The organism is Variovorax atrisoli 110B, assembly GCF_000382045.1.
Lineage (GTDB): Bacteria > Pseudomonadota > Gammaproteobacteria > Burkholderiales > Burkholderiaceae_C > Variovorax > Variovorax atrisoli.
Genome location: NZ_KB907475.1, coordinates 1 through 23410 on the forward strand (window position 1 = coordinate 1; position 23410 = coordinate 23410).

The 23410-nt window shown below is 68.8% G+C and carries 24 protein-coding genes; 12 read left to right on the top strand and 12 right to left on the bottom strand.

Annotated elements, in window-relative coordinates; translation table 11 throughout:
• From G369_RS0134065 to G369_RS0134095, 7 genes are all read left to right on the top strand, one after another.
• Positions 1–348: ABC transporter permease (locus G369_RS0134065; RefSeq protein ID WP_019658555.1), on the top strand; the 348-nt coding region annotated here is incomplete at its 5' end.
• Entirely contained in the window at positions 345–1244 is a 900-nt protein-coding gene (locus G369_RS0134070; protein WP_019658556.1) for an ABC transporter permease, read from the top strand. The genes G369_RS0134065 and G369_RS0134070, both read left to right, overlap by 4 nt.
• Before the next feature lie 179 nt (positions 1245–1423).
• Positions 1424–2422 (top strand): ABC transporter ATP-binding protein, encoded by a 999-nt coding sequence (locus G369_RS0134075; protein ID WP_019658557.1) that lies wholly within the window; start codon positions 1424–1426, stop codon positions 2420–2422.
• Complete coding sequence (locus G369_RS0134080; RefSeq protein WP_019658558.1) at positions 2419–3252, top strand: ATP-binding cassette domain-containing protein; 834 nt, start codon at positions 2419–2421, stop codon at positions 3250–3252. Before G369_RS0134075 ends, G369_RS0134080 begins: the two co-directional genes overlap by 4 nt.
• A gap of 115 nt (positions 3253–3367) precedes the next feature.
• On the top strand, positions 3368–4861 hold the full coding sequence (locus G369_RS0134085; protein ID WP_019658559.1) for an ABC transporter substrate-binding protein: 1494 nt from the start codon (positions 3368–3370) through the stop codon (positions 4859–4861).
• Between the two features lie 238 nt (positions 4862–5099).
• Positions 5100–6587: an ABC transporter substrate-binding protein gene (locus G369_RS0134090; protein WP_019658560.1), complete on the top strand. Its 1488-nt coding sequence runs from the start codon at positions 5100–5102 to the stop codon at positions 6585–6587.
• A gap of 165 nt (positions 6588–6752) precedes the next feature.
• Positions 6753–8165 (top strand): amidase, encoded by a 1413-nt coding sequence (locus G369_RS0134095; RefSeq protein ID WP_019658561.1) that lies wholly within the window; start codon positions 6753–6755, stop codon positions 8163–8165.
• A 9-nt stretch (positions 8166–8174) separates the two neighbouring features.
• On the opposite strand, the gene G369_RS0134100 is transcribed toward G369_RS0134095, so the two are convergent.
• Entirely contained in the window at positions 8175–8804 is a 630-nt protein-coding gene (locus tag G369_RS0134100) for a YitT family protein (RefSeq protein WP_019658562.1), read from the bottom strand.
• A gap of 43 nt (positions 8805–8847) precedes the next feature.
• Entirely contained in the window at positions 8848–9708 is an 861-nt protein-coding gene (locus tag G369_RS0134105) for a LysR family transcriptional regulator (protein WP_019658563.1), read from the bottom strand.
• A gap of 112 nt (positions 9709–9820) precedes the next feature.
• On the opposite strand from G369_RS0134105, the gene G369_RS0134110 reads away from it, so the two are divergent.
• The 3 genes from G369_RS0134110 (at position 9821) to G369_RS0134120 (ending at position 13524) form a co-directional block, all read left to right on the top strand.
• The gene (locus G369_RS0134110; RefSeq protein ID WP_019658564.1) at positions 9821–10219 is read left to right on the top strand and encodes a tautomerase family protein; all 399 of its coding nucleotides are present in this window, start codon (positions 9821–9823) and stop codon (positions 10217–10219) included.
• Between the two features lie 196 nt (positions 10220–10415).
• On the top strand, positions 10416–11786 hold the full coding sequence (locus G369_RS0134115) for a tetratricopeptide repeat protein (RefSeq protein WP_019658565.1): 1371 nt from the start codon (positions 10416–10418) through the stop codon (positions 11784–11786).
• Between the two features lie 142 nt (positions 11787–11928).
• Positions 11929–13524, top strand: a complete 1596-nt coding sequence (locus G369_RS0134120) for an N-acyl-D-amino-acid deacylase family protein (RefSeq protein ID WP_019658566.1) — start codon at positions 11929–11931, stop codon at positions 13522–13524.
• Positions 13525–13534: 10 nt separating this feature from the next.
• Here G369_RS0134120 and G369_RS0134125 read toward each other — a convergent pair whose 3' ends face one another.
• Positions 13535–14233, bottom strand: coding sequence for a histidine phosphatase family protein (locus G369_RS0134125; RefSeq protein ID WP_019658567.1), 699 nt, complete (start codon positions 14231–14233; stop codon positions 13535–13537).
• A 31-nt stretch (positions 14234–14264) separates the two neighbouring features.
• Complete coding sequence (locus tag G369_RS0134130) at positions 14265–14909, bottom strand: Yip1 family protein (RefSeq protein ID WP_019658568.1); 645 nt, start codon at positions 14907–14909, stop codon at positions 14265–14267.
• A gap of 125 nt (positions 14910–15034) precedes the next feature.
• Here G369_RS0134130 and G369_RS0134135 point away from each other — a divergent pair, with 125 nt between their 5' ends.
• Positions 15035–15742: an alpha/beta fold hydrolase gene (locus G369_RS0134135; RefSeq protein WP_019658569.1), complete on the top strand. Its 708-nt coding sequence runs from the start codon at positions 15035–15037 to the stop codon at positions 15740–15742.
• Positions 15743–15767: 25 nt separating this feature from the next.
• Here G369_RS0134135 and pcp read toward each other — a convergent pair whose 3' ends face one another.
• The 3 genes from pcp to G369_RS0134150 all read right to left on the bottom strand — a co-directional run bounded on the left by pcp (position 15768) and on the right by G369_RS0134150 (position 18163).
• Positions 15768–16481 carry a pyroglutamyl-peptidase I gene (gene pcp, locus G369_RS0134140; RefSeq protein ID WP_051127693.1) on the bottom strand — a complete coding sequence of 238 codons (714 nt, stop codon included), beginning with the start codon at positions 16479–16481 and terminating at the stop codon, positions 15768–15770.
• 64 nt (positions 16482–16545) lie between these two features.
• Positions 16546–16803, bottom strand: a complete 258-nt coding sequence (locus G369_RS0134145) for a hypothetical protein (protein WP_244164427.1) — start codon at positions 16801–16803, stop codon at positions 16546–16548.
• A 25-nt stretch (positions 16804–16828) separates the two neighbouring features.
• Positions 16829–18163, bottom strand: a complete 1335-nt coding sequence (locus G369_RS0134150; RefSeq protein ID WP_019658572.1) for a PA0049 C-terminal domain-containing protein — start codon at positions 18161–18163, stop codon at positions 16829–16831.
• A gap of 487 nt (positions 18164–18650) precedes the next feature.
• Between G369_RS0134150 and G369_RS0134160 the strand changes: the two genes are divergently transcribed.
• A complete protein-coding gene (locus G369_RS0134160; protein WP_019658574.1) occupies positions 18651–19577 on the top strand; it encodes a LysR family transcriptional regulator in 927 nt (308 codons plus the stop codon).
• A 31-nt stretch (positions 19578–19608) separates the two neighbouring features.
• Here the strand turns inward: G369_RS0134160 and pxpA are convergent, their stop codons facing one another.
• From pxpA to G369_RS0134185, 5 genes are all read right to left on the bottom strand, one after another.
• Complete coding sequence (gene pxpA / locus G369_RS0134165; protein ID WP_019658575.1) at positions 19609–20343, bottom strand: 5-oxoprolinase subunit PxpA; 735 nt, start codon at positions 20341–20343, stop codon at positions 19609–19611.
• Between the two features lie 40 nt (positions 20344–20383).
• On the bottom strand, positions 20384–21382 hold the full coding sequence (locus G369_RS0134170) for a 5-oxoprolinase subunit C family protein (protein ID WP_019658576.1): 999 nt from the start codon (positions 21380–21382) through the stop codon (positions 20384–20386).
• Complete coding sequence (pxpB, locus tag G369_RS0134175; protein WP_019658577.1) at positions 21379–22026, bottom strand: 5-oxoprolinase subunit PxpB; 648 nt, start codon at positions 22024–22026, stop codon at positions 21379–21381. Before pxpB ends, G369_RS0134170 begins: the two co-directional genes overlap by 4 nt.
• Before the next feature lie 147 nt (positions 22027–22173).
• A complete protein-coding gene (coaD, locus tag G369_RS0134180) occupies positions 22174–22677 on the bottom strand; it encodes a pantetheine-phosphate adenylyltransferase (protein WP_019658578.1) in 504 nt (167 codons plus the stop codon).
• 43 nt (positions 22678–22720) lie between these two features.
• Positions 22721–23398, bottom strand: a complete 678-nt coding sequence (locus tag G369_RS0134185; RefSeq protein ID WP_019658579.1) for an RsmD family RNA methyltransferase — start codon at positions 23396–23398, stop codon at positions 22721–22723.
• Between the last annotated feature and the right edge of the window lie 12 nt (positions 23399–23410).

Genomic DNA, 23410 nt, shown 5'->3' on the forward strand with positions numbered 1-23410 from the left:
TCGGCGGTGCTCGAGGTGATGCGCGAGGATTTCGTGCGCACCGCGCGCGCCAAGGGCGTATCGCAGCGCATGGTGCTTTGGACGCACGTGCTGCGCAACGCGATGATCCCGGTGATCACGGTCATGGGCATGCAGTTCTCGGAACTGCTGGCCGGCACGATCGTGGTGGAGAACGTGTTCTATCTTCCCGGCCTGGGCCGGCTGATCTTCCAGGCCATCAGCAACCGCGACCTGATCGTGGTGCGCAACTGCGTGATGCTGCTGGCGGCCATGGTGGTCATCGTGAACTTCGTGGTCGACGTGCTCTACGCCGTCATCGACCCGCGCATCAAGGCCAGCGACATATGAGCGCCCTCACCCCGACCTCCGGCGCGCTGCCCGCAGCTCCCGCCGGCACCGCCCTGAAGGCCCCCGGCTTCTGGCACCGCGCGCTGCGTCATCGCAGCTTCGTCATCGGCGGCGTGCTCGCCGCCTTGCTGGTGCTGGCCGCGCTGCTGTCCTATGTATGGACGCCCTATTCGCCCTACGGCATGGACATGGCGAACAAGCTCCAGGCGCCGTCCGGTTCGCACTGGCTCGGCACAGACGCGTTCGGCCGCGACGTCGCTTCGCTGCTGCTCGTCGGTGCGCGCGCGTCCATCCTGGTGGGCGTGATCGCGGTCGGCATCGGGCTCGTGGTGGGTACGGCCCTCGGCCTGCTCGCCGCGGCGAAGCGCGGCTGGGTCGAGGAAGCCATCATGCGGCTGGCCGATTTCTCGCTGGCCTTCCCCGCGATCCTGTCGGCCATCATGATGACGGCGGTGTTCGGCGCGGGCATCGTCAACGCGATCATCGCGATCGGCATCTACAACATTCCGACCTTCGCGCGCATCACGCGCGCATCGGCCAACGCCATCTGGTCGCGCGAGTACGTGGCCGCGGCACGCGCCTGCGGCAAGGGATCGTTCTCCATCACGATGCAGCACGTGCTGCCGAACATCTCCGCCGTGTTGATCGTGCAGATCACCATCCGCTTCGCCATCGCGATCCTGGCCGAGGCCGCCCTCTCCTACCTGGGCCTGGGCACACAGCCGCCGCAGCCTTCATGGGGTCGCATGCTCAGCGAAGCGCAGACCCTCATGTTCCAGCAGCCGCTGCTGGCCGTCTTCCCGGGCCTGGCGATCGCATTCGCGGTGCTGGGGCTGAACCTGCTGGGCGACGGCCTGCGTGACCTGCTCGATCCGCGCCTTGCGCGTGCTCGTTGAGGATTGCCGATGAACGAGCATTTCGAATGCCGGCGCAAGGACGCAGAGGGTGCGAAGGTTTCGCGAAGAGCACGAAAGAAAACCCGGGAGGTTTTCCGTGTTCTCCTTTCGCGACCTTTGCGTAGTTTTTGTCTTCCTTCTGCGTTCGGCTGTCCGATCCCGACCCCGCTGTCCTGACCATGCCTCTCCTCGAAGTCAACAACCTCCAGATCGGCCTGCAGACACAGCGTGGGCCGGCGCAGGCCGTGCGCGGCATTTCGTTCTCGCTGGAGCGCGGCGAGACGCTGGGCATCGTCGGCGAATCGGGCTGCGGCAAGTCGATCACGGTGATGTCGCTCATGGGCCTGCTGCCTGCGACCGCGAAGGTCTCGGGGAGCATCCGCTTCGACGGCACCGAGCTCGTCGGCCTGCCCGAGAAGAAGATGTGCGAGATCCGCGGCAACCGCATCGGCATGATCTTCCAGGAGCCGATGACGGCACTGAACCCGGTGCACACCATTGCGCGCCAGGTCGGCGAGCCGCTGCGGCTGCATCGCGGGCTCACCAAGGAGCAGGCCCGCAAGGAGGCGCTGAACCTGCTGGAACGCGTGGGCATTCCCGATGCCGCCTCGCGCCTCGATGCGTACCCGCACCAGTTCTCCGGCGGCCAGCGCCAGCGCATCGGCATCGCGATGGCGCTCGCATGCGGGCCCGACCTGCTCATCGCCGACGAGCCGACCACCGCGCTCGACGTGACGATCCAGAAGCAGGTGCTCGACCTGATCCAGGGCCTGGTCAAGGAAATGGGCATGGCGCTGATCCTGATCTCGCACGACCTGGGCGTGATCGCCAACAGCGTGAAGCGCATGCTGGTGATGTATGGCGGCAGCGCAGTGGAGAGCGGTCCGACCGACACGGTCTTCGCCGGCCGCGCGCATCCCTACACGCGCGGCCTGTTCGCCGCGCGCCCCGCCATCGGCGCGGTGCGCGCGGGCCGGCTGCCGACCATCCGCGGCAGCGTGCCCGAGCTGGTCGACATGCCGCGCGGCTGTGCATTCGCCGGCCGCTGCGCCCACACCATCGACCTGTGCCAGAGCACGCGTCCGCGCGAGACGCTGCTGCCCGGCGAGCACGTGGTGCGCTGCCTGCGGCTCGGAGAAATCGCCGCATCCACCGCAAGGACCGCCACCGCCTCATGAGCCAGTCCGCCAACACCCGCCAGCCCCTGCTGGCCGTGAACAACCTCTATCGCCACTACGCGCTGCCGCGCGAGAAGCTCTTCGGCCCTCCACCCACCGTGAAGGCGCTCAACGGCGTGAGCTTCGACGTGCAGGCCGGACAGAGCGTCGGCATCGTCGGCGAATCGGGCTCGGGCAAGTCGACCATCGCGCGGCTCGTGATGGCGCTCGACACGCCGACCTCCGGCACCGTCTCGCTCGAAGGACGCAACCTGCACGCGCTCTCCAAGGAAGAACTGCGCGTGGCGCGCCGCGACTTCCAGATGGTGTTCCAGGACCCGTACGGCTCGCTCGATCCACGTCAGACGGTCGCACGCATCGTCGCCGAGCCGCTCGAGGCGCTCGCGGCCACCACGCGGGCCGAGCAACGCGAGCGCGCCGCCGAGACGCTGGCCGCCGTGGGCCTTCGCACCACCGACATGGACAAGTACCCGCACGAGTTCTCGGGCGGCCAGCGCCAGCGCATCGCCATCGCGCGCGCACTCATCACGCGCCCCAAGCTCATCGTGGCCGACGAGCCCGTGAGCGCGCTCGACGTGTCGGTGCAGGCCCAGGTGCTCAACCTCATGCAGGACCTGCAGCAGCAGTTCGGCATCAGCTACCTGCTCATCAGCCACGACCTCGCGGTGGTCAACCACCTCTGCGACAACGTGTGCGTGGTCTTCAAGGGACGCATCGTGGAACAGGGAGCGCCTGCCGATCTCTTCCAGCACGCGCAGCACGAGTACACGCGCACGCTGCTCGACGCGGTGCCGCGCACGCCCGCAGGCGGCACGCTGCTGCCGGGCTGAGCTGACATCGAAGCGTCGCTCATCCTGCTTAGGATGAGTGGGTCATAAGCATCTGGTTGCGCACCTGCGCGCCGTCGCGGATGATGCCTGCCCCCTGTTTCGAGGACTCCGCTTCATGCTCAAAAGACGCACCCTGCTCGCCACCGGCGCCGCAGCCCTGACACCGCTGGCCCTGCCGACGCTCGCGCTGGCGCAGAAGAGAAAGGATGCGCTGGTCATCGGTCTCACGCTGGAACCCACTGGGCTGGACCCCACGGCCAAGGCCGGCGCGGAGATCGCAGAGGTGGTGCTCTACACCGTCTTCGAGACCCTCACCAAGATCAACTCCGACGGCAGCGTCACGCCGCTCTTGGCCGAAAGCTGGGAAATCTCGCCCGACCTGAAGACGCTCACCTTCAAGCTGCGGCGCGGCGTGAAGTTCCAGAACGGCGAGCCCTTCAACGCGCAGAGCGTGAAGTTCTCTTTCGACCGCGCGGCGGCCGCCAACAGCACCAACAAGGACAAGCGAACCTTCACCAACATCGCCACGCAGGTGGTCGACGAGCACACGGTGGTGCTGATCACCAAGGAGATCGAGCCCGACCTGCTGTTCCTGCTCGGGCAGGCCTCGGCCATCATCGTCGAGCCCAAGACAGTGGAGACCAACGCCACCAGGCCCGTCGGCACCGGCCCCTACCGGCTCGACAACTGGGCCAAGGGCTCGAGCATCGTGCTCGCCAAGTGGGACGGCTGGCGCAACGCCGACTCGGTGCAGATCCGCAAGGCCAGCTTCCGCTTCATCTCCGAACCGGCGGCGCAGACCACCGCGCTGCTCTCGGGCGACGTCGACCTGTTCCCGCACGCATCGGTGTCGCGCAGCCTGCCGCAGTTCCAGAACGACAAGCGCTTCCAGGTGGTGTTCAACGCCTCGCGCGGCAAGACCATCCTCGCCATCAACAACAGGCGCAAGCCGCTGGACGACGTGCGCGTGCGCCGAGCGATCTCCGCGGCCATCGACCGCAAGGCAGTGATCGAAGCCGCCGCCGACGGCCGGGGCATTCCCATCGGCAGCCACTACGTGCCGGGCGCGCCTGGCTACATCGATACCACGGGCATCAACGCCTACGACGTCGAGAAGGCGAAGAGGCTGCTGGCCGAGGCGGGCGTGAAGACGCCGCTCGAGCTCGAATTGGTGCTGCCGCCTCCGCCCTACGCGCGCCAGGGCGGCGAGCTCATCGCCGCGCAGCTCGCCAAGGTCGGCATCGTCGCGAAGATCCAGAACGTCGAATGGGCGCAGTGGATCAGCGGCACCTACGGCAACAAGAACTACGACCTCTCGCTGATCCTGCACGTCGAGCCTTTCGACCTCGTCAACTACACCAAGCCCGACTACTACTGGGGCTACCAGTCGGCGAAGTTCAACGAGGTCTTCGAGAAGGCGCGCAACGCGGCGCGCCCGGCCGACCGCCTGCGCTACCTGGGCGACGCCCAGCGGCTGCTGGCGGAAGACGCGGCCAACGTGTTCCTGTACCAGCCGCAGTTCATCACCGTGGCCGGACGCAACCTGCGCGGGCTGTGGAAGGACACGCCGATCTTCGTGAACGACATCGCGTCCCTGTCCTGGGCCTGAGCCCGGCGCGCCTCTGCCGCAGCCGCTGCAGGGCACTACGGGAAGCTCCCGAGTAAAAACCGGCCCGCGGGCCGCGCGGCGGCGCGCCCTCTGCATGAAAATGGCCGATCGCGCAGGTGGCATCTTTCGTGCTGCGTGTCGTGTCTTTCGCGGTGCCGCGCCTCCCTTCGGGGCACGGCGCGCGCCGCAGCAGTCGTCCGCCATTCGAACCTGGCATGTTTTTCCGGAGATCACACGTATGCTGAACCGTCGCACCCTCCTTGCCTCCGCCGGCGCAACCGTTGCGCTGGCCAGCCCGCTCGCCGCCGTGGCGCAGGGCAGGAAGGACGCCATCGTGATCGGCATGGCGCTCGAGCCGCCGGGGCTGGACCCGACCACCGGCGCCGCGGCCGCCATCGCCGAGGTGGTGCAGTACAACATCCTCGAGACGCTCACCAAGATCAATTCCGACGGCAGCGTCACGCCGCTGTTGGCCGAGAGCTGGGAGATCTCCCCCGACCTCAAGACCTACACCTTCAAGCTGAAGCGCGGCGTGAAGTACCAGAACGGCGAGCCCTTCAACGCGGCCGCGGTCAAGTTCTCGTTCGACCGCGCCGGCAGCGAGAAGAGCACAAACAAGGACAAGCGCACCTTCTCCAACCTCAGCACGCAGGTGGTCGACGACTACACGGTGGTCATCATCAACAAGGAGATCGACCCCGACCTACCCTTCGTGCTGGGCCAGGCCACAGCCGTCATCGTCGAGCCCAAGAGCGCCGACGGCAACGCCACCAAGCCGGTCGGCACCGGCCCCTACAAGCTCGACAACTGGGCCAAGGGCTCGTCGATCACGCTGAGCAAGTGGGAAGGCTTCCGCAGCCCGGCCACCGCGAAGATCAACAAGGTCACCTTCCGCTTCATCTCCGACACGGCCGCGCAGGCCGCGGCCATGCTCTCGGGCGACATCGACGTGTTCCCGCGCATCGGCACGCGCGTGGTGCAGCAGTTCAAGATGAACCCGCAGTTCCAGGTGATCCTGGCCGGTTCGCGCGCCAAGACCATCCTGTCGATCAACAACAAGAGGAAGCCGCTGGACGATGTTCGCGTGCGCCGCGCCATCCTCGCGGCCATCGACCGCAAGGCCTTCATCGAAGGCGCAGCCGACGGCTTCGGCGTGCCCATCGGCAGCCACTACGTGCCGGGCGCGGCGGGCTATGTCGACACCACCGGCATCAACCCCTTCGACATCGAGAAGGCCAAGAAGCTGCTGGCCGAGGCCGGCGTGAAGACGCCGCTCGAACTGAAGATGACGCTGCCGCCGCCGCCGTACGCACGCCAGGGCGGCGAGGTGATCGTGGCGCAGCTGGCCAAGATCGGCATCGTGGTGAAGGTGCAGAACGTCGAGTGGGCCCAGTGGCTCAGCGGCACCTACGGCAACAAGGACTACGACCTGTCGATCGTGTCGCACGTGGAGCCCTTCGACCTCGGCAACTACGCCAAGCCCGACTACTACTGGGGCTACCAGTCGAAGGCCTTCGACACGCTGTTCGACAAGATCAAGACCACCGCCAACGCCACCGAGCGCAACAAGCTGCTGGGCGACGCACAGAAGATGCTGGCCACCGATGCGGCCAACGGGTTCCTGTACCAGCCGCAGTTCCCGACCGTCGCGAAGAAGAACGTGAAGGGCATCTGGAAAGAGAACCCCATCTTCGTGAACGACCTCTCCGCACTGTCGTGGAGTTGATGAGGCTCGCCCCCAGGCTTCGCGCACTTCGTGTCGCTTCGCCAACCCCCTGCCGGGGGCAACACCGGCGGCCCGGCAAAGCCGGTTCCACGGTGCCACGAAGGAGCCATGGGCATCTCGTGCGCTGCGAATCGCTCGGAATGCAGAGCTTGAGCGAGTGAAGCAATGTCCGATGCCGCCTTGCTGAGCAGTCTTTCCGCGCAGGAGCTTTCCGCCGCCTACCGCGACCGCAAGCTCTCGCCGGTCGAGGTCACGCAGGACGTGATCGCGCAGGTGGAGCGCTGGGAGCCGCATCTGCAGGCCACCTGGCTCTTCAGGCCCGAGGCTGCGCTCGAACAGGCGTGGGCCTCGGAGGCGCGCTGGCTGCGCGGCGATGCGCGCGGGCCGCTGGACGGGGTGCCGGCCACCATCAAGGAAAACATCGCGACGCGCGGCGACCCGATGCCGGCAGGCACCGCCGCCGTCGACCTGAAGCCCGCGACTGCGGATGCACCGCCCGCGGCGCGCCTGAAGGAAGCCGGCGCGGTGATCGTGAGCAAGACCACGATGCCGGACTACGGCATGCTGTCGTCGGGTCTCTCCAGCTTCCACACGCTGGCGCGCAACCCGTGGGACCTGCGCCTGACGCCCGGCGGCTCGAGCGCGGGTGCCGGTGCGGCTGCAGCGGCCGGCTACGGCCCGCTGCACCTGGGCACCGACATCGGCGGCTCGCTGCGCCTGCCCGCGAGCTGGTGCGGCGTCTTCACGCTCAAGCCCAGCCTGGGACGCGTTCCCATCGATCCGCCCTACATGGGCCGCGCGGCAGGGCCGATGACGCGCACCGTGGGCGACGCGGCACTGCTGATGCAGGTGCTGTCGAAGCCCGATGCGCGCGACAGCATGGGCCTGCCGCCGCAGGACATCGCCTGGGCGAGCTTCGACGTCGCGCCCGACCATCTGCGCGGCCTGCGCTTCGGCCTGCTGCTCGACGCGGGCTGCGGGCTGGCGGTGGAGCCAGAGATCCAGGCAGCGGTCGAGCAGGCTGCGCGCCTGCTGGAGAAGGCGGGCGCCGTCATCGAGCCGATGCAGCCCTTCATGTCGCAGGCCATGCTCGACGGCATGGACCACTTCTGGCGCATGCGCTCGCTGGTGGACATGAAGAGCCTGCGCGCCGACCAGCGCGCGAAGGTGCTGCCCTACATCCGCGAATGGGCCGAGAGCGCGGCGGAGTTCAGCGGCGAGCACGTGTTCCGCGGCTTCAGCCAGTTCCATGCGACGCGCGTGGCCGCCGTGAGCGCCTGCGCGCGCTTCGACTACGTGATCTCGCCCGTGTCGCCCAACATGCCGGCCGCGGCCGAGGCGCCCTCGCCCACCAACGACCCGCTGCGACCACTGGAGCACATCGGCTTCACCGTGCCCTTCAACATGTCGGAGCAGCCGGCCGCCTCGGTGAACTGCGGGTACTCGGCTTCGGGCCTGCCGATCGGGCTGCAGATCGCCGGCCAGCGCTTCGACGATCTCGGCGTGCTGCGCGTGGCACGCGCCTTCGAGCAGATCCGCGAACCGCAACGGCCCTGGCCCCTGCCGCCCGGCCGCTAGCGGAGCACCTCAGGTCGCCGCATAGCGCCCGGGCTTGTGGTTGATCCAGAGAAAGAGCCCCATCACCACCGCGGCCAGAACCGACCAGCCCACCCGCTGCGGCGGGATCACGCACAGGGCGAGCAGCACCACCGTGCAGTCGATGCCGATCTGCACCTTGCCGGCCGGCCAGCCGCGCTTTTCCTGCAGGTAGAGCGTGAGCACCGTCGCGCCGCCCAGGCTGGCGCGGTGGCGGGCGAGGAACAGGCAGCCGGTGCCCAGCATCAGGCCGCCAAGCACGGCCGCGAAGGCCGGGTGCAGCGAATAGATGGACAGGTAGCGCGGCGCCAGGTCGGTCATCACCGAGAGCAGCGCTATGGCAGAGAAGGTCTTGAGCGTGAACGCCCGGCCCATGTGGCGCCAGGCGAACCAGTAGAACGGCAGGTTGACCAGGAAGAACAGCTTGCCGAAGCTCGCGCCGGTGGCGTAGTGCAGCAGGAACGCGACGCCGGCCGTGCCGCCGGTGAGCAGGCCGGCCTGCCCGAAAAGCATCATCGCGATGGCGACGAAGAGCGTGCCCGAGAAGATGGCCTGCGCGTCGTCGAAGCGGGTGTGCCGCAGCAGGTTCGGCGGGGAGGTCGTGGGAGGTGGCGCATCCATGGCGGGGGTGACGCAAATCCCGCGCCACCCCTGGCGCGGTTCGTCACATCAAGTGCGTGGCCAGCATTTCCCTCGCCCGGGTCACGAAGGCGGTCTCGCCCTTGCGCCCCGCCAGGAACTGGAACGCGACGCGCGGCAGCGCCGGCAGGCCGTGCGGGGTCGCCAGCCGCGTCACGCCGTCGCTGATGGCGGACTCGTTCAGGCAGGCCACGCCCAGCCCCGCCGCCAGTGCCGACTGAAGCCCCGCGACGCCCGAGGCGACATGCGCCAGCGCATAGGGCACGCGCCGGCGCCGCAGCAGCGACACGGTGAACTGGTGCAGCGAGCAGGTGTCGGGCAGGGCCAGCAGCCGCAGCGGCTCCCCGCGCACCAGCCGCATGCCCTCCGCACCGAGCCACACCAGCGATTCGCGCCTGAGCACCGCGCCCCGCGCCTCCGGCACGGAGGCTCCGGCGATGTTCATCGCGATGCCCACGTCGAAATCGCCGTGCGCATAGGCCGAGCGCAACGCGTCGCTCTTGAGGATGGTGACGTGCAGCCGCACCCGGGGATAGCTCTCGCCGAGCCGTCCCAGCAGCCGCGTGAGGTCGCCGGGCCGGAAGTAGTCGGTGACGGCCAGCCGCAGCTCGCCCTCCAGCGTCTCGCCATGCAGGTCGCGGAAAGCCTCGTCGCTCAGCGCCAGGATGCGCCGCGCATAGCCCAGCAGCCGCACGCCCGCCTCGGTGGGCGCCACGCCCGCCTTGCTGCGCGTGAGCAGCGACTGCCCCGCGCGCTCTTCCAGCTTGCGGATCTGCTCGCTCACCGACGACTGCGAGAGGAAGACGCGTGGCGCGGCCGCCGTGAGGCTGCCCGCGTCGACGACCGCGGCCAGGGTGCGCAATTGCTCCAGGTCGAATCCCTGCATCGTTGATCCATCCGTTTATCCGATGGAACGCATCATATCTTCCCGCTTTTCCGATTGCCTGGCGGTTCCCACAATCACCCCATCGACAACCCATTCATCCAAGGAGTCCGCCATGCCCCACATCGTCGTCCACCTCTCCGGCCAACCCGATGCCGAGCTCACCCGCAAGACCGTCGACGCCGTCGCCGAGCTCACGCAGAGCGTGCTCGGCAAGCAGCTGCCGGTGATCGCCATCACCGTGCAGTACATCGCCGCCGACGCATGGTTCATCGGCGGGCAGTCGCTGGCCTCGCTGGGCAAGTCGGCCTTCCACCTCGACATCAGCATCACCGACGAGACCAACACCAAGGCCGAGAAGGCACGCTACCTGCGCGAAGTGCACGCCGCCATGGCGAAGATCAGGCCCGACCTGCACGAGGTGTCGTACATCCACGTGATCGACGCACGCGGCGCGGCCTACGGCTACGGCGGCAGGACACAGGAGTACCGCCACCAGCAGGCCGGCGTATAGATTCACCCCCAGGCTCCGCGCACTTCGTGTCGCTTCTGCCGCCCCCTCTCCGGGGGCAACACCAGCGGCCCGGCAAAGCCGGTTCCGCGGTGTTCCTGGCCTTGGCAGTCGCAACTTCCTGCGTTGCGGGCACGGCAATGGCGCGGTGGAAAACAGTGCGACGCCGAAGCATTCCGGGGCATGGCACCATGCCGTCATGCCATCCGCAAATTCCCTCTCCGACAGCCTCGGCAACCCGCTCACGCTCGACGATGCTGCCAGCCTGCCGCTGGTCGACGATTTCGTCATGGGCTTCATCTCCAGCGAGGCCCGCGCGGTCAACCTGCTCGCGGTAGCCGATGCCGACGCGAGCCCCATCGTGCAGGCCTACTGCGCCACGCTGCACCTGTTCGCCGAATCGCGGGAAGCCGCGGCCAACGCGCGCCCTTTCCTTGCGAAGGCACGCGCCGGCGCGGCGCGCGCAACGCCGCGCGAGCAGCGCTACATCGCAGCCATCGAAGCCTGGGCCGAGGGCGACATCGCCCGCGCCATCGCGCTGCACGCCGAGCAGGCCCGCGAGCATCCGCGCGACCTGGTGTCGGTCAAGCTCGGCCAGTACCACTGCTTCAACACCGGCGACTGCCCCGGCATGCTGAAGCTCGCGCTCGCGGTGCTGCCCCATGCCGCCGAGGTGCCCTACGTGCACGGCATGGCGGCCTTCGGCTACGAGCAGTGCCACCTGATGCGCGAGGCCGAGGCGAGCGCGCGCTGCGCCATCGCCATGTGCCGCAAGGAGCCGTGGGCGCACCATGCGCTGGCGCACGTGATGCTCACCGAGGGCCGGCTCGCCGAAGGGCTGGCGTTCATGGAAAGCGTGAGCGACACCTGGATCGGCCTCAACTCGTTCATGGTCACGCACAACTGGTGGCACATGGCGCTGTTCCTCATCGACCTGGGCCGCGATGCCGAGGCGCTCGCGGTGTACGACGAGCATGCCTGGGGCGTGGTGAAGGACTACTCGCAGGACCAGATCGGCGCCGTCTCGCTGCTCGCGCGGCTGGAGCTCGCGGGCATCGACGTGGGCCGCCGCTGGGAAGACGTCGCCGACCACCTGCGCCAGCGGCAGGCCGACCACGTACTGCCCTTCCTCGACCTTCAGTACCTCTACGGCCTGGCGCGCGCCGGCCGTCCCGAGGCCGAGGTCCTGCTGCGCAACATCGTGGCCTTCGCGCCCAACGCGCCGGCATCGACGCGCGCGGCATGGCAGCGCGTGTGCGTGCCGGCGGCGCACGGACTGGTGGCGCATGCGCGCGGCGATCTCGCGGCGGCGATCGAAGGGCTGGGCACGGCCCTGCCGCGCATGATCGAGATCGGCGGCAGCCACGCGCAGCGCGACCTGTTCGAGCAGGTGTATCTCGACGCGCTGGTGCGCAGCGGCACGCAGGCTTCGCTGTCCGCGGCACAGGGCATCCTGCAGCAGCAGCTCAACGGACAGCCCGAGTCGCTGCGCCTGCGCCGGCAGACGGCAGGCGTGTATGCCCGGCTCGGACTCGGGCAGCTGGCCGGAGGCACCACCGGCCTCGCCTGAACAAGACGGCGCAAGCGCCGGCGGCCCATGCCTTCAGGTCATGGGACATGGTGCAAAAGGAATTGGCGACAGCGTGCGGACGGCTCCTAGACTGGCCGCTCCATCCATGCAGACAACACGCCCTTCGCGGGCCGGGCCTTCCATGCACAAGTCCTTCGCCACGCTGGCCGTTCTCTCGGCCCTCGCGCCTTTCGCACCCGTCCTCCATGCCGCAGACGGCGCCCCGGTCGCGCTCGACCTGCTGCTGCGCGGCGGCACCGTCTACACCGGCGATTCGGACACCCCGGTGGTGGGCGACGTGGGCATCGCGGGAGATCGCATCGTGTTCGCGGGCAAGGCTGCGCCGACGCAGTTCACCGCGAAGCGCGTCATCGACGCCACCGGCATGGTGGTGGCGCCGGGCTTCATCGACGCGCACACGCATGCCGACGCCGACCTGCATTCCGGCGACCCGAAGAAACGGCTGAACATCCCCTTCATCACGCAGGGCGTGACCACCGCGGTGATCGGCAACGACGGCTTCGGTGGCTTCGACATCGCTGCGCAGGCGCAGAAGCTGCGCGCCGCGCCGGTGGGCACCAACGTGGCCATGTACGTGGGCTTCGGCCCGGTGCGCATGAGCGAGCTGGGCGAGGCCAACCGCGCGCCGACGCCCGAACAGCTGGAGGCGATGAAGAAGCGTGTGAGCCAGGGCATGTGCGAGGGCGCGCTGGGACTCTCCACCGGGCTCTTCTACACGCCGCAGAACTTCTCGAAGACCGAGGAGGTCATCGAGCTCGCGAAGGTGGCGGCGCGGCACGGCGGCCTCTACGACAGCCACATCCGCGACGAGTCCATGTACAACATCGGCCTGAAGGGCTCCATCGACGAGGTGATCCGCATCGGCCACGAGGCGAAGCTGCCGGTGCACGTGGCGCACATCAAGGCGCTGGGCGTCGACGTGCAGGGCCAGAGCGGCGACATCATCAGGCGCATCGAGAAGGAGCGCGCGCACGGCCTGGACATCACGGCAGACCACTATCCGTGGACCGCGTCGAGCACCCGCTTCTCTGCCGCGCTGCTGCCGCCCTGGGCCAACGAAGGCGGCCGTGCGGCAACGCTGCAGCGCTTCGACGACGCCTCGCAGCAGGAGCGCCTGCGCAAGGACATGCGCGAGAACCTGCGGCTGCGCGGCGGCCCCGAGGCCATCCTGTTCTCGGCCGGAAGCACGAAGTACGTGGGCAAGACGCTGGCCGACGTGGCCAAGGCATCGAACGCCGATCCGGTGGACGCCGCCATCGCGGTGCTGCGAGACGGCGACCTGATGATCGCCTCCTTCAACCAGAGCGACGACGACGTGCGCGCCTTCATGAAGCGGCCGTGGGTCATGACCTCGTCGGATTCGTCGCTGGGCCATCCGCGCGCCTACGGCACCTTCGCGCGCAAGTACGACCAGTACGTGGTCAAGGAGCACACGATCTCGCTGGCGCAGTTCATCCGCAGCAGCTCGTCGCTGACGGCCGACACGCTGGGACTGAAGCAGCGCGGCCACCTGCGCCCGGGCTACTATGCGGACGTGGTGGTGTTCGATCCGGCCCGCTATGCGGCCAGGGCCACCTACACGCAGCCGGCGCTGCTGTCGGAAGGCGTGAGCACGGTGCTGGTGAACGGCCAGCTCGCGGTCGACGGCGGCAAGCCCACGGGCGTGGGCGCCGGTCAGCCGCTGCTGCGCACGCCGAAGGCCGGCAGCTGCGGCTGAGGCTGCCGCCTCAGTCCTTGCTCTTCAGGTGCCGCGTCTGGTCGTAGGTCGGCTGCGGCGGCAGGTCGGCCAGGTGGCGGGCGTCGGCCCACTCGACGATCTCGATGTCGTCGGGCCGCGAGGGGTCGGCGATGCGGATGCGGTTGAAGCCCGCGTTGGGAATCTCGCTTCGGCGCGGCCCGCTCAGGCTCAGGCCCCTGGCGGTGCGCCACACCATGTCGAGCACGCCGCCGTGGGTGACGACGATCAGGTGCTGCCCCCGGTGCGCGGCGGCGATGCTGCCCAGCGCCGCGATGATGCGCGCGTGGAACTCGCGCGCCGTCTCGCCCTCGGGCATGGCGTGGTCCTCGCGGAACTCCAGCCACTCTTCCCAGGCGCGGGGATGCAGGCTCTGGATCTCGTCGGAGCGCATGCCCTCGACCACGCCGAAGAACTGCTCGCGCAGGGCCGCCGAAGTGACCACCGGCAGCGCCAGCTGCTGCGCGCCGGGCGCCGCGGTCTGCTGCGCGCGCATGAGGTCGCTGCTGAAGATGTGCCGCACCGCCGTCTCGCTGGCCAGTCGCAGGCCGAGGCGGCGGGCCTGCTCGTGGCCCATGTCGTTGAGCGGAACGTCGGCATGCCCCTGGAAGCGAAGCTCGCGGTTCCAGGCGGTCTCGCCGTGGCGGATCAGGATCAGGTCGGTGGTGGTGTCGGGCTTGGGCGTTGGCATTGCCGCCCATTTTCCACCGTGCGCACGACGCTCAGGTATTCGCCCGCGCCGCCTGTTGCAGCACCGCCACCACGGTGTCGGCCGCAGGGGCCGCCCCCAGTCGCATTGGCGACGGCGTGAGCAGCGCCAGCACCCAGGCGATCACCACGCCGCCGACGATGGCGCAGACCACCACCACGGCGGTGTACGCGATGGCCTTGTCTGGCGGGCATTTCATGAGCACCGGCAGGCCGGTGTAGAGCAGGTAGATGCCGTACAGCGCCGCCAGTGCACCCAGCACCGACAGCGAAGGCAGCAGGCTGAAGACGCCCCCGACGAACGCGGCGGTGCTCGCATAGGCCGACAGCTTGAGCGCGCCGATCTGGCTCCTGCTGCCCTCGAAGGTGGGCGCCATCGCGTCGATGATGAGCGCGAGCACGAACACCATGACCAGCGACAGCACGTAGCCCACGATCATGTTCGCGAGCCCCGAGGCCAGCGGCACGCGAAAGCTCACGCCGAAGGCGCCGACGCCGATCAGCGACAGGCCGATGAAGCTGGCCAGCGCCGGGATCAGCGCGAGGATCATCACGTAGTTCTTGTAGAGCGATGCGGCATCGGCCGGCTCGGCGTCGATCTCGGGCCAGGTGGCCTTCGGCTTGAGCAGGATGGCTTGGACGCGTTCGACAAGATTCATTGCGGGGTTCCTCTGCATTGCCTGCGAGTGTGCCGAGGCACGCGCGAAATGACTGCTGGCCATGAGGCCTATGCCGCGACCTATGCCGCTGCGCCGCGGGCCGCAATCGCGCAGAATCCCTGCCCATGCCCAATCTGATCCTGCTGCCCGGCCTCGCCTGCGACGAGCGCATCTGGGAAGCCCAGCTGCCCGCCCTTCCCTCCGCCTTCGGCGCCCGCGTGAGCGACGTCCAGCGGCACAACGACACCATCGAAGGCATGGCCGCGGCCGTGCTGCGCGACAACGAGGGCCCGCTGGTGCTGTGCGGCGCCTCGATGGGCGGCATGGTCGCCATGGAAGCCGCCCGCCAGGCACCACAGCGCATAGCAGGACTCGCGCTGCTCGGCACCAGCGCGCGGCCCGAGACACCCGAGATGTTCACGCTGCGCGAAGGCGCCATCGAATACTTCGAGCGCGGCGAGCTGCGCGACGTGATCGAGCCCAACGTCTACTTCGCCTTCCACCCAGCGCAGGCCGCCGACGAGGCGCTGGTGCAGCGCTACCTCGACATCGTGCTGGGCGCGGGCGCGCAGCAGCTCATCAGCCAGAACCGCGCAGTGATGCGGCGGCCCGACGCGCGCCTGCACCTCGCATCGGTGCGCACGCCGGTGCTGCTGATGTGCGGCAACGAGGACAAGCTCGCCCCCCCCGAATGCACCACCGAGATGGCCGCGCTTCTGCCGCAGGCCGAGGTGGTGTGGGTACCCGACTGCGGCCACATGCTGACGATGGAGAAGCCCGACATCGTCAACGCCGCACTCAACCGCTGGCTCGCGAAGAACTTCCCCGCCTGACTGGGCCCTCCCCGCTCGCGGCCGCTCAGTGCAACTGGCCGCCGGTCTCCGCCACGTCGTGCTCCACGGCCAGCGAAGTGGTCACCGCGATGCGCAGCGCCTTGACCATCGTCTCCAGCGACATGCTCGGCGCCCCTGGAAAGCGCGCCGCCTGTTCCGGCAGGTAGGGAATGTGGATGAAGCCGCCCCGCAGCCCCGGCCCCGGCCCCGCCACCGGCTGCGTCGCGATGCGGTGCATCAGCCCGTAGAAGATGTGGTTGCACACGAAGGTGCCCGCGCTGTTGGACACCGAGGCCGGCACCCCCGCCGCGCGCAGCTCGCGCACCATCGCCTTGATCGGCAGCGTCGAGAAGTACGCCGCGGGCCCGCCCGGCACCACCGGCACGTCGATCGGCTCCCGGCCCTTGTTGTCGGCCGTGCGCGCGTCGTCGATGTTGATGGCGATGCGCTCCGGCGTGAACTCCGCGCGACCGCCCGCCTGGCCGATGCAAAGCACCAGCTGCGGCTCGAGCTCGTCCATGGCCGCCAGCAAGGCGTCGATGGCATCGCCGAAGACGCAGGGCACCAGGCGCGCATGCACGGTCGCGCGGCCGACCTTCCAGCCATCGAGCTCGCGCACGGCGTCCCAGGAGGGATTGCGCGCTTCCTGCTCGAAGGGTTCGAAGCCGGTGAGCAGCACGCGCAGCGGCGGCTTCCGTGAGGGGGAAGGTGACGGAGGTGCCTTCGGTTTCCTGGTCATGGCTGGGGTCCGGCAATTTCCGGAAGGTACCGCAAGGCGCCGGCCGCCGCTTCTCCTGTCCGCGCTACTTCTTCGGTGCCAGGTCGAGCGGGTTGGCCGGCAGGTCGGTGCGCACGGGTTCGGGCTTCTGCTCGATCTTGCAGTCCTGGTCCTTGTAGGGGCCAGTCATCCGCACCCAGTCGGGGCTGATCCGGTTCTGCGAACAGACCGTCTTGCCGCTTTGCTTGTTCTTGTAGAGGTGGAAGCCATCACTGGGCTGGGCCAGTACCGTGCCGCACAGCAGCATGGCAACGGCGGTGAATGCGAAGACTTGGTGTCTCATGATCATGGTTTCCGGCGTCATTGGACTACATCGGGGACGGGGTGGCCAGGCTGTTCGCGACAGCGAACACCAGATTGCGGGCCTGCGCCACGATGGCGTCGCGGTAGCCCTCGAAGGTTGCATCGCTGATCATGCCGTCACTGTCGTCGCCGAATACGGTCATGACGGGTGTGTGGATATGACCGGCCGGTATCTGCAGCTTGAAGACGTCACGCAACAGCGTGTTGCGATAGGCGCTGGCGTTGGACAGGTAGTTGCCGCCGCCGCCCTTGTTCGCACAGCTCTGGTCGAAGGGACCCACCGCGTTCTTGAAGCAGATGCGCGTCGTGTAGGTGTCGTGCCGCACGACGGGCCAGCCGGTCGTCGGCTTGGACGGGTCGTCCCAGTTGATGATTCCCGCGCCCGTTTTGGCATCGATCATCTGCTGGAACGGCAGCGTGGATTGGATGAACTGCGGCGGCGAATTGGTCACCCAGGGCTTGGACGCATAGCCCAGCCAGCGCTCGGGCGGATGGATGTCGCAGTCGAGCGAGGCGGGAAAGGAGCCGCCGTCCTTGCAGTCCGGCCAGACGTTGTCGTTGCCCGCGATACCCGCAAGGTGGTAGCGGCCGTTGAAATGCTCCAGGTCGAACTCGCCGCTGCCCTGGCTCATGCTGATCGATGCGTCGACGCGCTTCGTGCCCGGCTTGAACCAGGGCCCCAGCGTGTCTTCCTGCATGCCCTGGATGAAAGGGCCGTAGTTGACGGGCAGGATGAAGGTACGGATGACGGCGGTGCTGCCGTCTGCCAGGGTCACGGTGTTGCCGTCCAGCGAAAGAATGGTCGCGCCCGAGGGGTTGCCGATACGGATGTTGGGATTGCCGTCCACACCCGGCGTACCCAGCGTGAAAGGATCGAAGCCGCTCACGAGGATGCGCTTGTACTTCGGCCCCTCGGGGAAATCGATGGCGTACTGGCCGCGCGAGGCGCGCTCGAATTCGTTCTGCAGCGCCGCGCGCTGGTCGTCGGTCAGCGGAAAGTCGGGCTTCCATTGACGCAGCGCCAGCGTCATCGTGAGACGGGCCCAGTACAGCATGCGGTCGTCGCCCTTGGGCAGCGTGCCTTGCACCTTGCGACCCTGCACCCGGTCGAGCGCGGCCTGCCAGAGCTTCGCCCCCTCGGCCCTGAGCAGGGCCACGGCCTGGTCGTAGCTGGAAGCGCCTGCCATGCCGTTGCTGCACAAGCTGTTGGCGAAATCCGGGCCGAACTTGTCGAAGCCGCTGGCCTGCAGGACTTGAGCCGAGAAGCTCAGGGCATCGCTGCTCGATAGCTTGTTGGGCAGCCTTTGCTCCTCGTAGGACGGCTGCACGCTGGTGTCCATGGCGCACTTGGCCTGGATGAGCGCCGGAGCCGGCGGCGAGGGCGGCAAGTTCCCCGCCGGTTGGTCCGTCGCCGGCGCAGGCGCTGGTGCCGGCACGGGAGAGGAGGACGCGGGTGCCACCGCGCTGCCCGACCCGGACGCCGCGATCGCCGCTGCGACGGCCGCCGCCGTAGCCGGGTCGGCCCCGCCGCCGCCCCCGCCCCCACAACTGGCCAGCGCCACTGCGCAAGCCCCGAGCGTGGCGCGCCCCGCCAGCCGCCGGAATGCCGTCGTCCGTTTCATTCTTCGCCCTTCCCTGTGATGTGTGACACGAAATCAGCGGCCTCCTGGCACGGCTCGTGCGGCCGTTCCTGGGAGGGTTCCACCTCTTTGTCTGGATGACGGCTTTATGAAAACATGCGCCCCCGACAGCTGTCGAACGAGTTTTTGTTGAACAAATTGATAACAAAAACTCAACAGGCCGGTCACTCAGGGAGAAGATTCACCAATGAACACGCGTTTTCTCGAAACGCTGGTCATGCTCGACCGGCTCAGGAGCTTTCGCCAGACGGCCCAGGTCCTCTGCACCACCCAGGCGGCGGTGTCCAAGCGGATCGAGGCGCTGGAAGAGGAACTGGGCGTCTCGCTCGTCGATCGGTCGCAGCGCGCTTTCAAGCTCACCATGATCGGAGAGCAGGTGGTCAGCCAGGCCGAGCAGATGCTCACGCTGGAGCGCCAGCTCAAGCTCTCGGTCCGCCCCGACGCGCCGCCCTCGGGACGGGTGCGCATCGGCGTCATCGAGACGGTGGTCCACACCTGGCTCACGCAGCTGATCCAGGCGCTGAGCGAGCGGCTGCCGGCCATCGAGCCCGACATCACGGTCGACACGGCCCACAACCTGCGCGAGCAGTTCCGCCAGCGCAGGTTCGACCTGCTGATCCAGAACGACGACATGCCCGAGGCCGCCGGCGACGGCGAGACCGCGATCGCGCCGCTGTGCCGCTTCCCGATGCGGTGGATCGCGCGCCCCGCGATGCTGCCGAAGGACCGCGACCTGGAAATTGAGGACCTGGAACGCGTTCCGCTGCTCACCTTCTCTCGCACCTCGGGGCCGCGCGCCCACGTGCGCGCCCTGTTCGCCGGCCGCTCAACGGAGCCGCGCGTGTGCAGCTTCCCCTCGGTGCAGTCGATCATCCAGTTGACCAAGGGCGGCTTCGGCGTGGCGGCGATACCGCCGATCTTCGTGCGCGACGAGCTCGGCGCAGGCTACCTCGAAGAGCGCGGCGGCCCTGCACTGCCGCCCATGACGATCACCGTGGCCCACCTGCGAGACACCGCGCCGGCAGCTCAGGCGGTCGCCAGGCTGACGCGCGCCGTGGTGGGCGAGTACTGCGTCGAAGCGGGGGAAAGCTGGGTCGTCAACCTGGCTGGCTGATGCCCGTCGTGGCGAGGGGCGCCAAATGCCTTCAGGCGCGCACCGCGATGCCCTCGGCCTCCAGCCGCTCGCGGATGCGACGCGCGAAGGCCAGCGCATGGGCGCCGTCGCCGTGCAGGCAGACGGTCTGCGCATTGACTGGCACCACGCTGCCGTCGATGGCGGTCACGCGGCGGTCGCGCACCAGCGAGAGGGTCTGCGCGAGGGACTGTTCCTCGCTCTCGATCAGCGCGCCGGGCTGGCTGCGCGGCACGAGGCTGCCATCGGGCATGTAGCCGCGGTCGGCGAACACCTCTTCCACGGGTTCGAGGCCGGCGCGGCGGGCCGCGTCGATCATGTTGCTGCCCGCGAGGCCGAAGAACTTGAGCGAGGGATCGAAGCGGCGCACGGCCTCGCACAGCGCATCGGCGAGTTCTGGCTCCTTCACGGCCTGGTTGTAGAGCTGGCCGTGGGCCTTCACGTGCGAGAGCCTGCCGCCCTCGGCCTTCACGATGGCCGCGAGCGCGCCCACCTGGTAGAGCACGTTGGCGACGATCTCCTCGGGCGGCAGGTGCATGGTGCTGCGACCGAAGTTCTCGCGGTCGGGAAAGCTGGGGTGCGCGCCGATGGCCACGCCGTTGCGCATCGCCCAGCGCACGCATTGCTGCATGGTCTTCGCATCGCCGGCGTGCCAGCCGCAGGCGATGTTGGCGGAGCTCACCAGCGCGAGCAGCGCTTCGTCGTTGCCGGCGCCTTCGCCGAGGTCCGCGTTGAGGTCGATCTGCATGGCGAGGGGTCCTTTCTTTCTCTCTCGGTTTCAGCCCAGTCTATGACGCCGCCGGCCAGCCCGCAGCCGCAAGCCCTTGTGCCACCTGCGAGAGGTAGCGTTGCTGGTCGGCCCATGCGGCCAGCGCCTGCGGCTGGTCGACCTGCACGAGGCGCAGCCTGCCGTTGAGCGGCGCCTGCGCGAGCTTCCAGAGGTCGGCGCGGATGACCACGCCGATGCGCGGATAGCCGCCGGTGGTCTGCGCGTCGCCCATCAGGATGATCGGCTGGCCCGAAGGCGGCACCTGGATCGTGCCGGGGATCACGCCGGAGGAAAGCATGTCGCCGCTGCGCTTGCGCTTGAGCTCGGCGCCTTCGAGGCGGCTGCCCATGCGGTTGCTCTGCGGCGTGATGCGCCAGCGCTCGCCCCAGAGCTGCTCGCGCGCGGCCAGCGTGAACAGTTCGAACTCGGGGCCGGGCAGCACGCGCAGCGCAATGGCGCCATCGTCCTCGGCCGGGCCCCAGTCGGGGCCACGGATGCCGAAAGGCCGGCGTTCGCGCTGCGCGGCATCGAGCGCCGAAACGCCGGTCGGCAGCCGGTCGCCCTTGCGCAGTGCGCGGCCCTGAAGGCCGCCGAAGCCTGCCTTGAGATCGGTGCTGCGCGAGCCGAGGACCGGCGGCACGTCGACGCCGCCCGCCACCGCCAGCCAGCTTCGCACGCCGGACTTCCTCGTGCCGGACGCATTGGCGCCCGCGAGCCTGAGCGTCTGGCCGGCCGCGACCGGCACGCTCCAGCAGGGCCACAGCGGCACGCCGTCGAGGGTGGCGCCGAAGTTGTCCCCGGTGAAGGCAATGCGCGTGTCGGCCTCGAACTGCAGCTCGCAGCCGCCCATGGTGAGCTCCAGCCCTGCCGCGCGATCGGCATTGCCCACCAGCCGGTTGGCCAGCGTGAGCGCGAGCACGTCGAGCGCGCCGCCCGGGCAGATGCCGAGCTGGCGATAGCCGTGGCGGCCCAGGTCCTGCACCGAGGCGAGCACGCCGGGTTTGCGGATGACGATCATGTCTGCACGCTCTCGGCCACGAAGCGCACGCGGTCGCCGGGACGCAGCAGCGTCGGCGGCTCGGCCGCGGGATCGAACAGCTCCAGCGGCGTGCGGCCGATCAGCTGCCAGCCGCCCGGCGACACCAGCGGATAGATGCCGGTCTGCTCGCCGCCGATGCCGACCGATCGCGCCGGCACCGCAAGACGCGGCTCGGCACGCCGCGGCGTGGCGAGTTCGGGCGGCAGTCCGCCCATGAAACTGAAGCCGGGCAGGAAGCCCAGCAGGTAGACGACGTACTCGGCTCCGGTGTGGCGCCGCACCACCTCGGCCGGCGTGAGGCCGGTGTGCGCCGCGACGTCGCCCAGGTCGGGCCCGTGCTCGCCGCCATAGGCCACCGGGATCTCGACCAGCCGGCCGCTGACAACGCCGGCGGACAGCTTCGGCCAGGCCTCGAGCACGTAGGCAGTGAGCGTGTCCAGATCGATCACGGTCGGATCGAAGGTGAGCGTCAGGTTGTTCATGCCCGGCAGCGTCTCGCCGATGCCGGGCCACTCCCGCGCATGCTCGGCCAGCGCCCAGATGCGCTGCTGCTGCGCAAGCGTGGCGGGCGCGGGCAGGTCGCACAGCAGTGCTGCGTCTCCCAGCAGATGCAGGCGGGGCAAGGGGGTGCCGCTCACCTCACACCCGCTCGCAGTTCGGCGTGAACCATTCGCGGGACACCGTGGAACCGGCTTTGCCGGGCCACCGGTGTCGCCCCCGGCGAGGGGGTTGGCGAAGCGACACGAAGTGCGCGCAGCCTGGGGGAGAGCCTATTCACGCCCGAGGCTGCGGACCTTCGCCGCCAGCTGCTGCTCCACGTTGGGAGAGACGAACTTGTGGACCTCGCCGCCGAGCATCGCGATCTCGCGCACGAAGGTGCTGGAGATGAACTGGTACTTGTCGCTCGGCGTCAGGAAGACGGTTTCCACGTCGGGCATCAGCGAGCGGTTCATGCCGGCGAGCTGGAACTCGTAGTCGAAGTCGGTCACGGCGCGCAGGCCGCGCACCATGGCCTTGCCGCCGCGCGCGACGACGAAGTCGCGCAGCAGGCCCGAGAAGCTCTCGACGGACACCTGGTCGCTGTAGGGCTTCACGGCCTCGCGGGCCATGTCGATGCGTTCGGAAAGAGTGAAAAGCGCCTTCTTGTGATGGCCCGCCGCGACGGCGACGATCACCTTCGAAAAGAGCTGGGTGGCACGGCGCACCACGTCCTCGTGACCGAGGGTGATGGGATCGAAAGTGCCGGGATAAACCGCGATGACGTTGCTGGCCATGGTTGCTTCTTCCTCATGCTGCCGGTGCGGCTTGTCCGGCGGATTATGCAGTCCCCTGCGCGGCGGGCCGCAGCAGATGGGCATGCACGGCGCCGGCCTTCAGGTAGCGGAACTCGGCGAGGCCCAGGGCCGCGAGCTCCTCGCCGCTCCAGCGGCGCGGGGCCTCGAGATACACGGAACCCTCGGGGCGCAGCGCATGCGCGGCGGCACGAAGCGCGGGCTCGTAGAGCGCGAGGTTGTCGAAGGGCGGATCAAGGAAGACGACGTCGAGGCTGCCCGCGGGCACGCGCTCGAGCGCGGTGACGCCGTTGCCGCGCTCGACGCGAACGGCCTCGGCTTCGAGCTTGGTCTTGATCGCCTGCATCTGCGCGACGAGCGCGGGGTCCTGCTCGCACAGCAGCACGTTGGCCGCGCCGCGCGAGGCGGCCTCGAAACCCAGCGCACCGGTGCCCGCGAAGGCATCGACGCACCGCCAGCCGGGAAGCTCGCCGCCACCGGCGCCGGCCAGGCTCGCGAGCCAGTTGAAGAGGGTCTCGCGCACGCGGTCGGGCGTGGGACGCAGGCCGGGCTTGTCGGCCACCGCCAGGCGGGTGCGCTTCCATTCGCCGCCGATGATGCGCACCTCGCTGGGTTTGGAGGGGCGCTTCACCGCCGGCTTGGGCTTGTTGCCGGCAGGTGCGGATCGGGAGGGTGAGGCTGCTTTCTTCTGGTGCTGGGGCATGCGGCGAGCTTA

Excerpts from the sequence above, each read along its gene's own strand:
- pxpA (WP_019658575.1), bottom strand. The coding sequence starts at position 20,343 with ATGCAGATCGACCTCAACGCGGACCTCGGCGAAGGCGCCGGCAACGAC.
- coaD (WP_019658578.1), bottom strand. The coding sequence starts at position 22,677 with ATGGCCAGCAACGTCATCGCGGTTTATCCCGGCACTTTCGATCCCATC.
- G369_RS0134125 (WP_019658567.1), bottom strand. The coding sequence starts at position 14,233 with ATGCCAACGCCCAAGCCCGACACCACCACCGACCTGATCCTGATCCGC.
- G369_RS0134185 (WP_019658579.1), bottom strand. The coding sequence starts at position 23,398 with ATGCCCCAGCACCAGAAGAAAGCAGCCTCACCCTCCCGATCCGCACCT.
- G369_RS0134085 (WP_019658559.1), top strand. The coding sequence starts at position 3,368 with ATGCTCAAAAGACGCACCCTGCTCGCCACCGGCGCCGCAGCCCTGACA.
- G369_RS0134100 (WP_019658562.1), bottom strand. The coding sequence starts at position 8,804 with ATGGATGCGCCACCTCCCACGACCTCCCCGCCGAACCTGCTGCGGCAC.
- G369_RS0134135 (WP_019658569.1), top strand. The coding sequence starts at position 15,035 with ATGCCCAATCTGATCCTGCTGCCCGGCCTCGCCTGCGACGAGCGCATC.
- G369_RS0134150 (WP_019658572.1), bottom strand. The coding sequence starts at position 18,163 with ATGGACACCAGCGTGCAGCCGTCCTACGAGGAGCAAAGGCTGCCCAAC.
- pcp (WP_051127693.1), bottom strand. The coding sequence starts at position 16,481 with ATGACCAGGAAACCGAAGGCACCTCCGTCACCTTCCCCCTCACGGAAG.
- G369_RS0134120 (WP_019658566.1), top strand. The coding sequence starts at position 11,929 with ATGCACAAGTCCTTCGCCACGCTGGCCGTTCTCTCGGCCCTCGCGCCT.
- G369_RS0134145 (WP_244164427.1), bottom strand. The coding sequence starts at position 16,803 with ATGAGACACCAAGTCTTCGCATTCACCGCCGTTGCCATGCTGCTGTGC.
- G369_RS0134070 (WP_019658556.1), top strand. The coding sequence starts at position 345 with ATGAGCGCCCTCACCCCGACCTCCGGCGCGCTGCCCGCAGCTCCCGCC.
- G369_RS0134110 (WP_019658564.1), top strand. The coding sequence starts at position 9,821 with ATGCCCCACATCGTCGTCCACCTCTCCGGCCAACCCGATGCCGAGCTC.
- G369_RS0134115 (WP_019658565.1), top strand. The coding sequence starts at position 10,416 with ATGCCATCCGCAAATTCCCTCTCCGACAGCCTCGGCAACCCGCTCACG.
- G369_RS0134080 (WP_019658558.1), top strand. The coding sequence starts at position 2,419 with ATGAGCCAGTCCGCCAACACCCGCCAGCCCCTGCTGGCCGTGAACAAC.
- G369_RS0134160 (WP_019658574.1), top strand. The coding sequence starts at position 18,651 with ATGAACACGCGTTTTCTCGAAACGCTGGTCATGCTCGACCGGCTCAGG.
- G369_RS0134170 (WP_019658576.1), bottom strand. The coding sequence starts at position 21,382 with ATGATCGTCATCCGCAAACCCGGCGTGCTCGCCTCGGTGCAGGACCTG.
- G369_RS0134105 (WP_019658563.1), bottom strand. The coding sequence starts at position 9,708 with ATGCAGGGATTCGACCTGGAGCAATTGCGCACCCTGGCCGCGGTCGTC.
- G369_RS0134095 (WP_019658561.1), top strand. The coding sequence starts at position 6,753 with ATGTCCGATGCCGCCTTGCTGAGCAGTCTTTCCGCGCAGGAGCTTTCC.
- G369_RS0134090 (WP_019658560.1), top strand. The coding sequence starts at position 5,100 with ATGCTGAACCGTCGCACCCTCCTTGCCTCCGCCGGCGCAACCGTTGCG.
- G369_RS0134130 (WP_019658568.1), bottom strand. The coding sequence starts at position 14,909 with ATGAATCTTGTCGAACGCGTCCAAGCCATCCTGCTCAAGCCGAAGGCC.
- G369_RS0134075 (WP_019658557.1), top strand. The coding sequence starts at position 1,424 with ATGCCTCTCCTCGAAGTCAACAACCTCCAGATCGGCCTGCAGACACAG.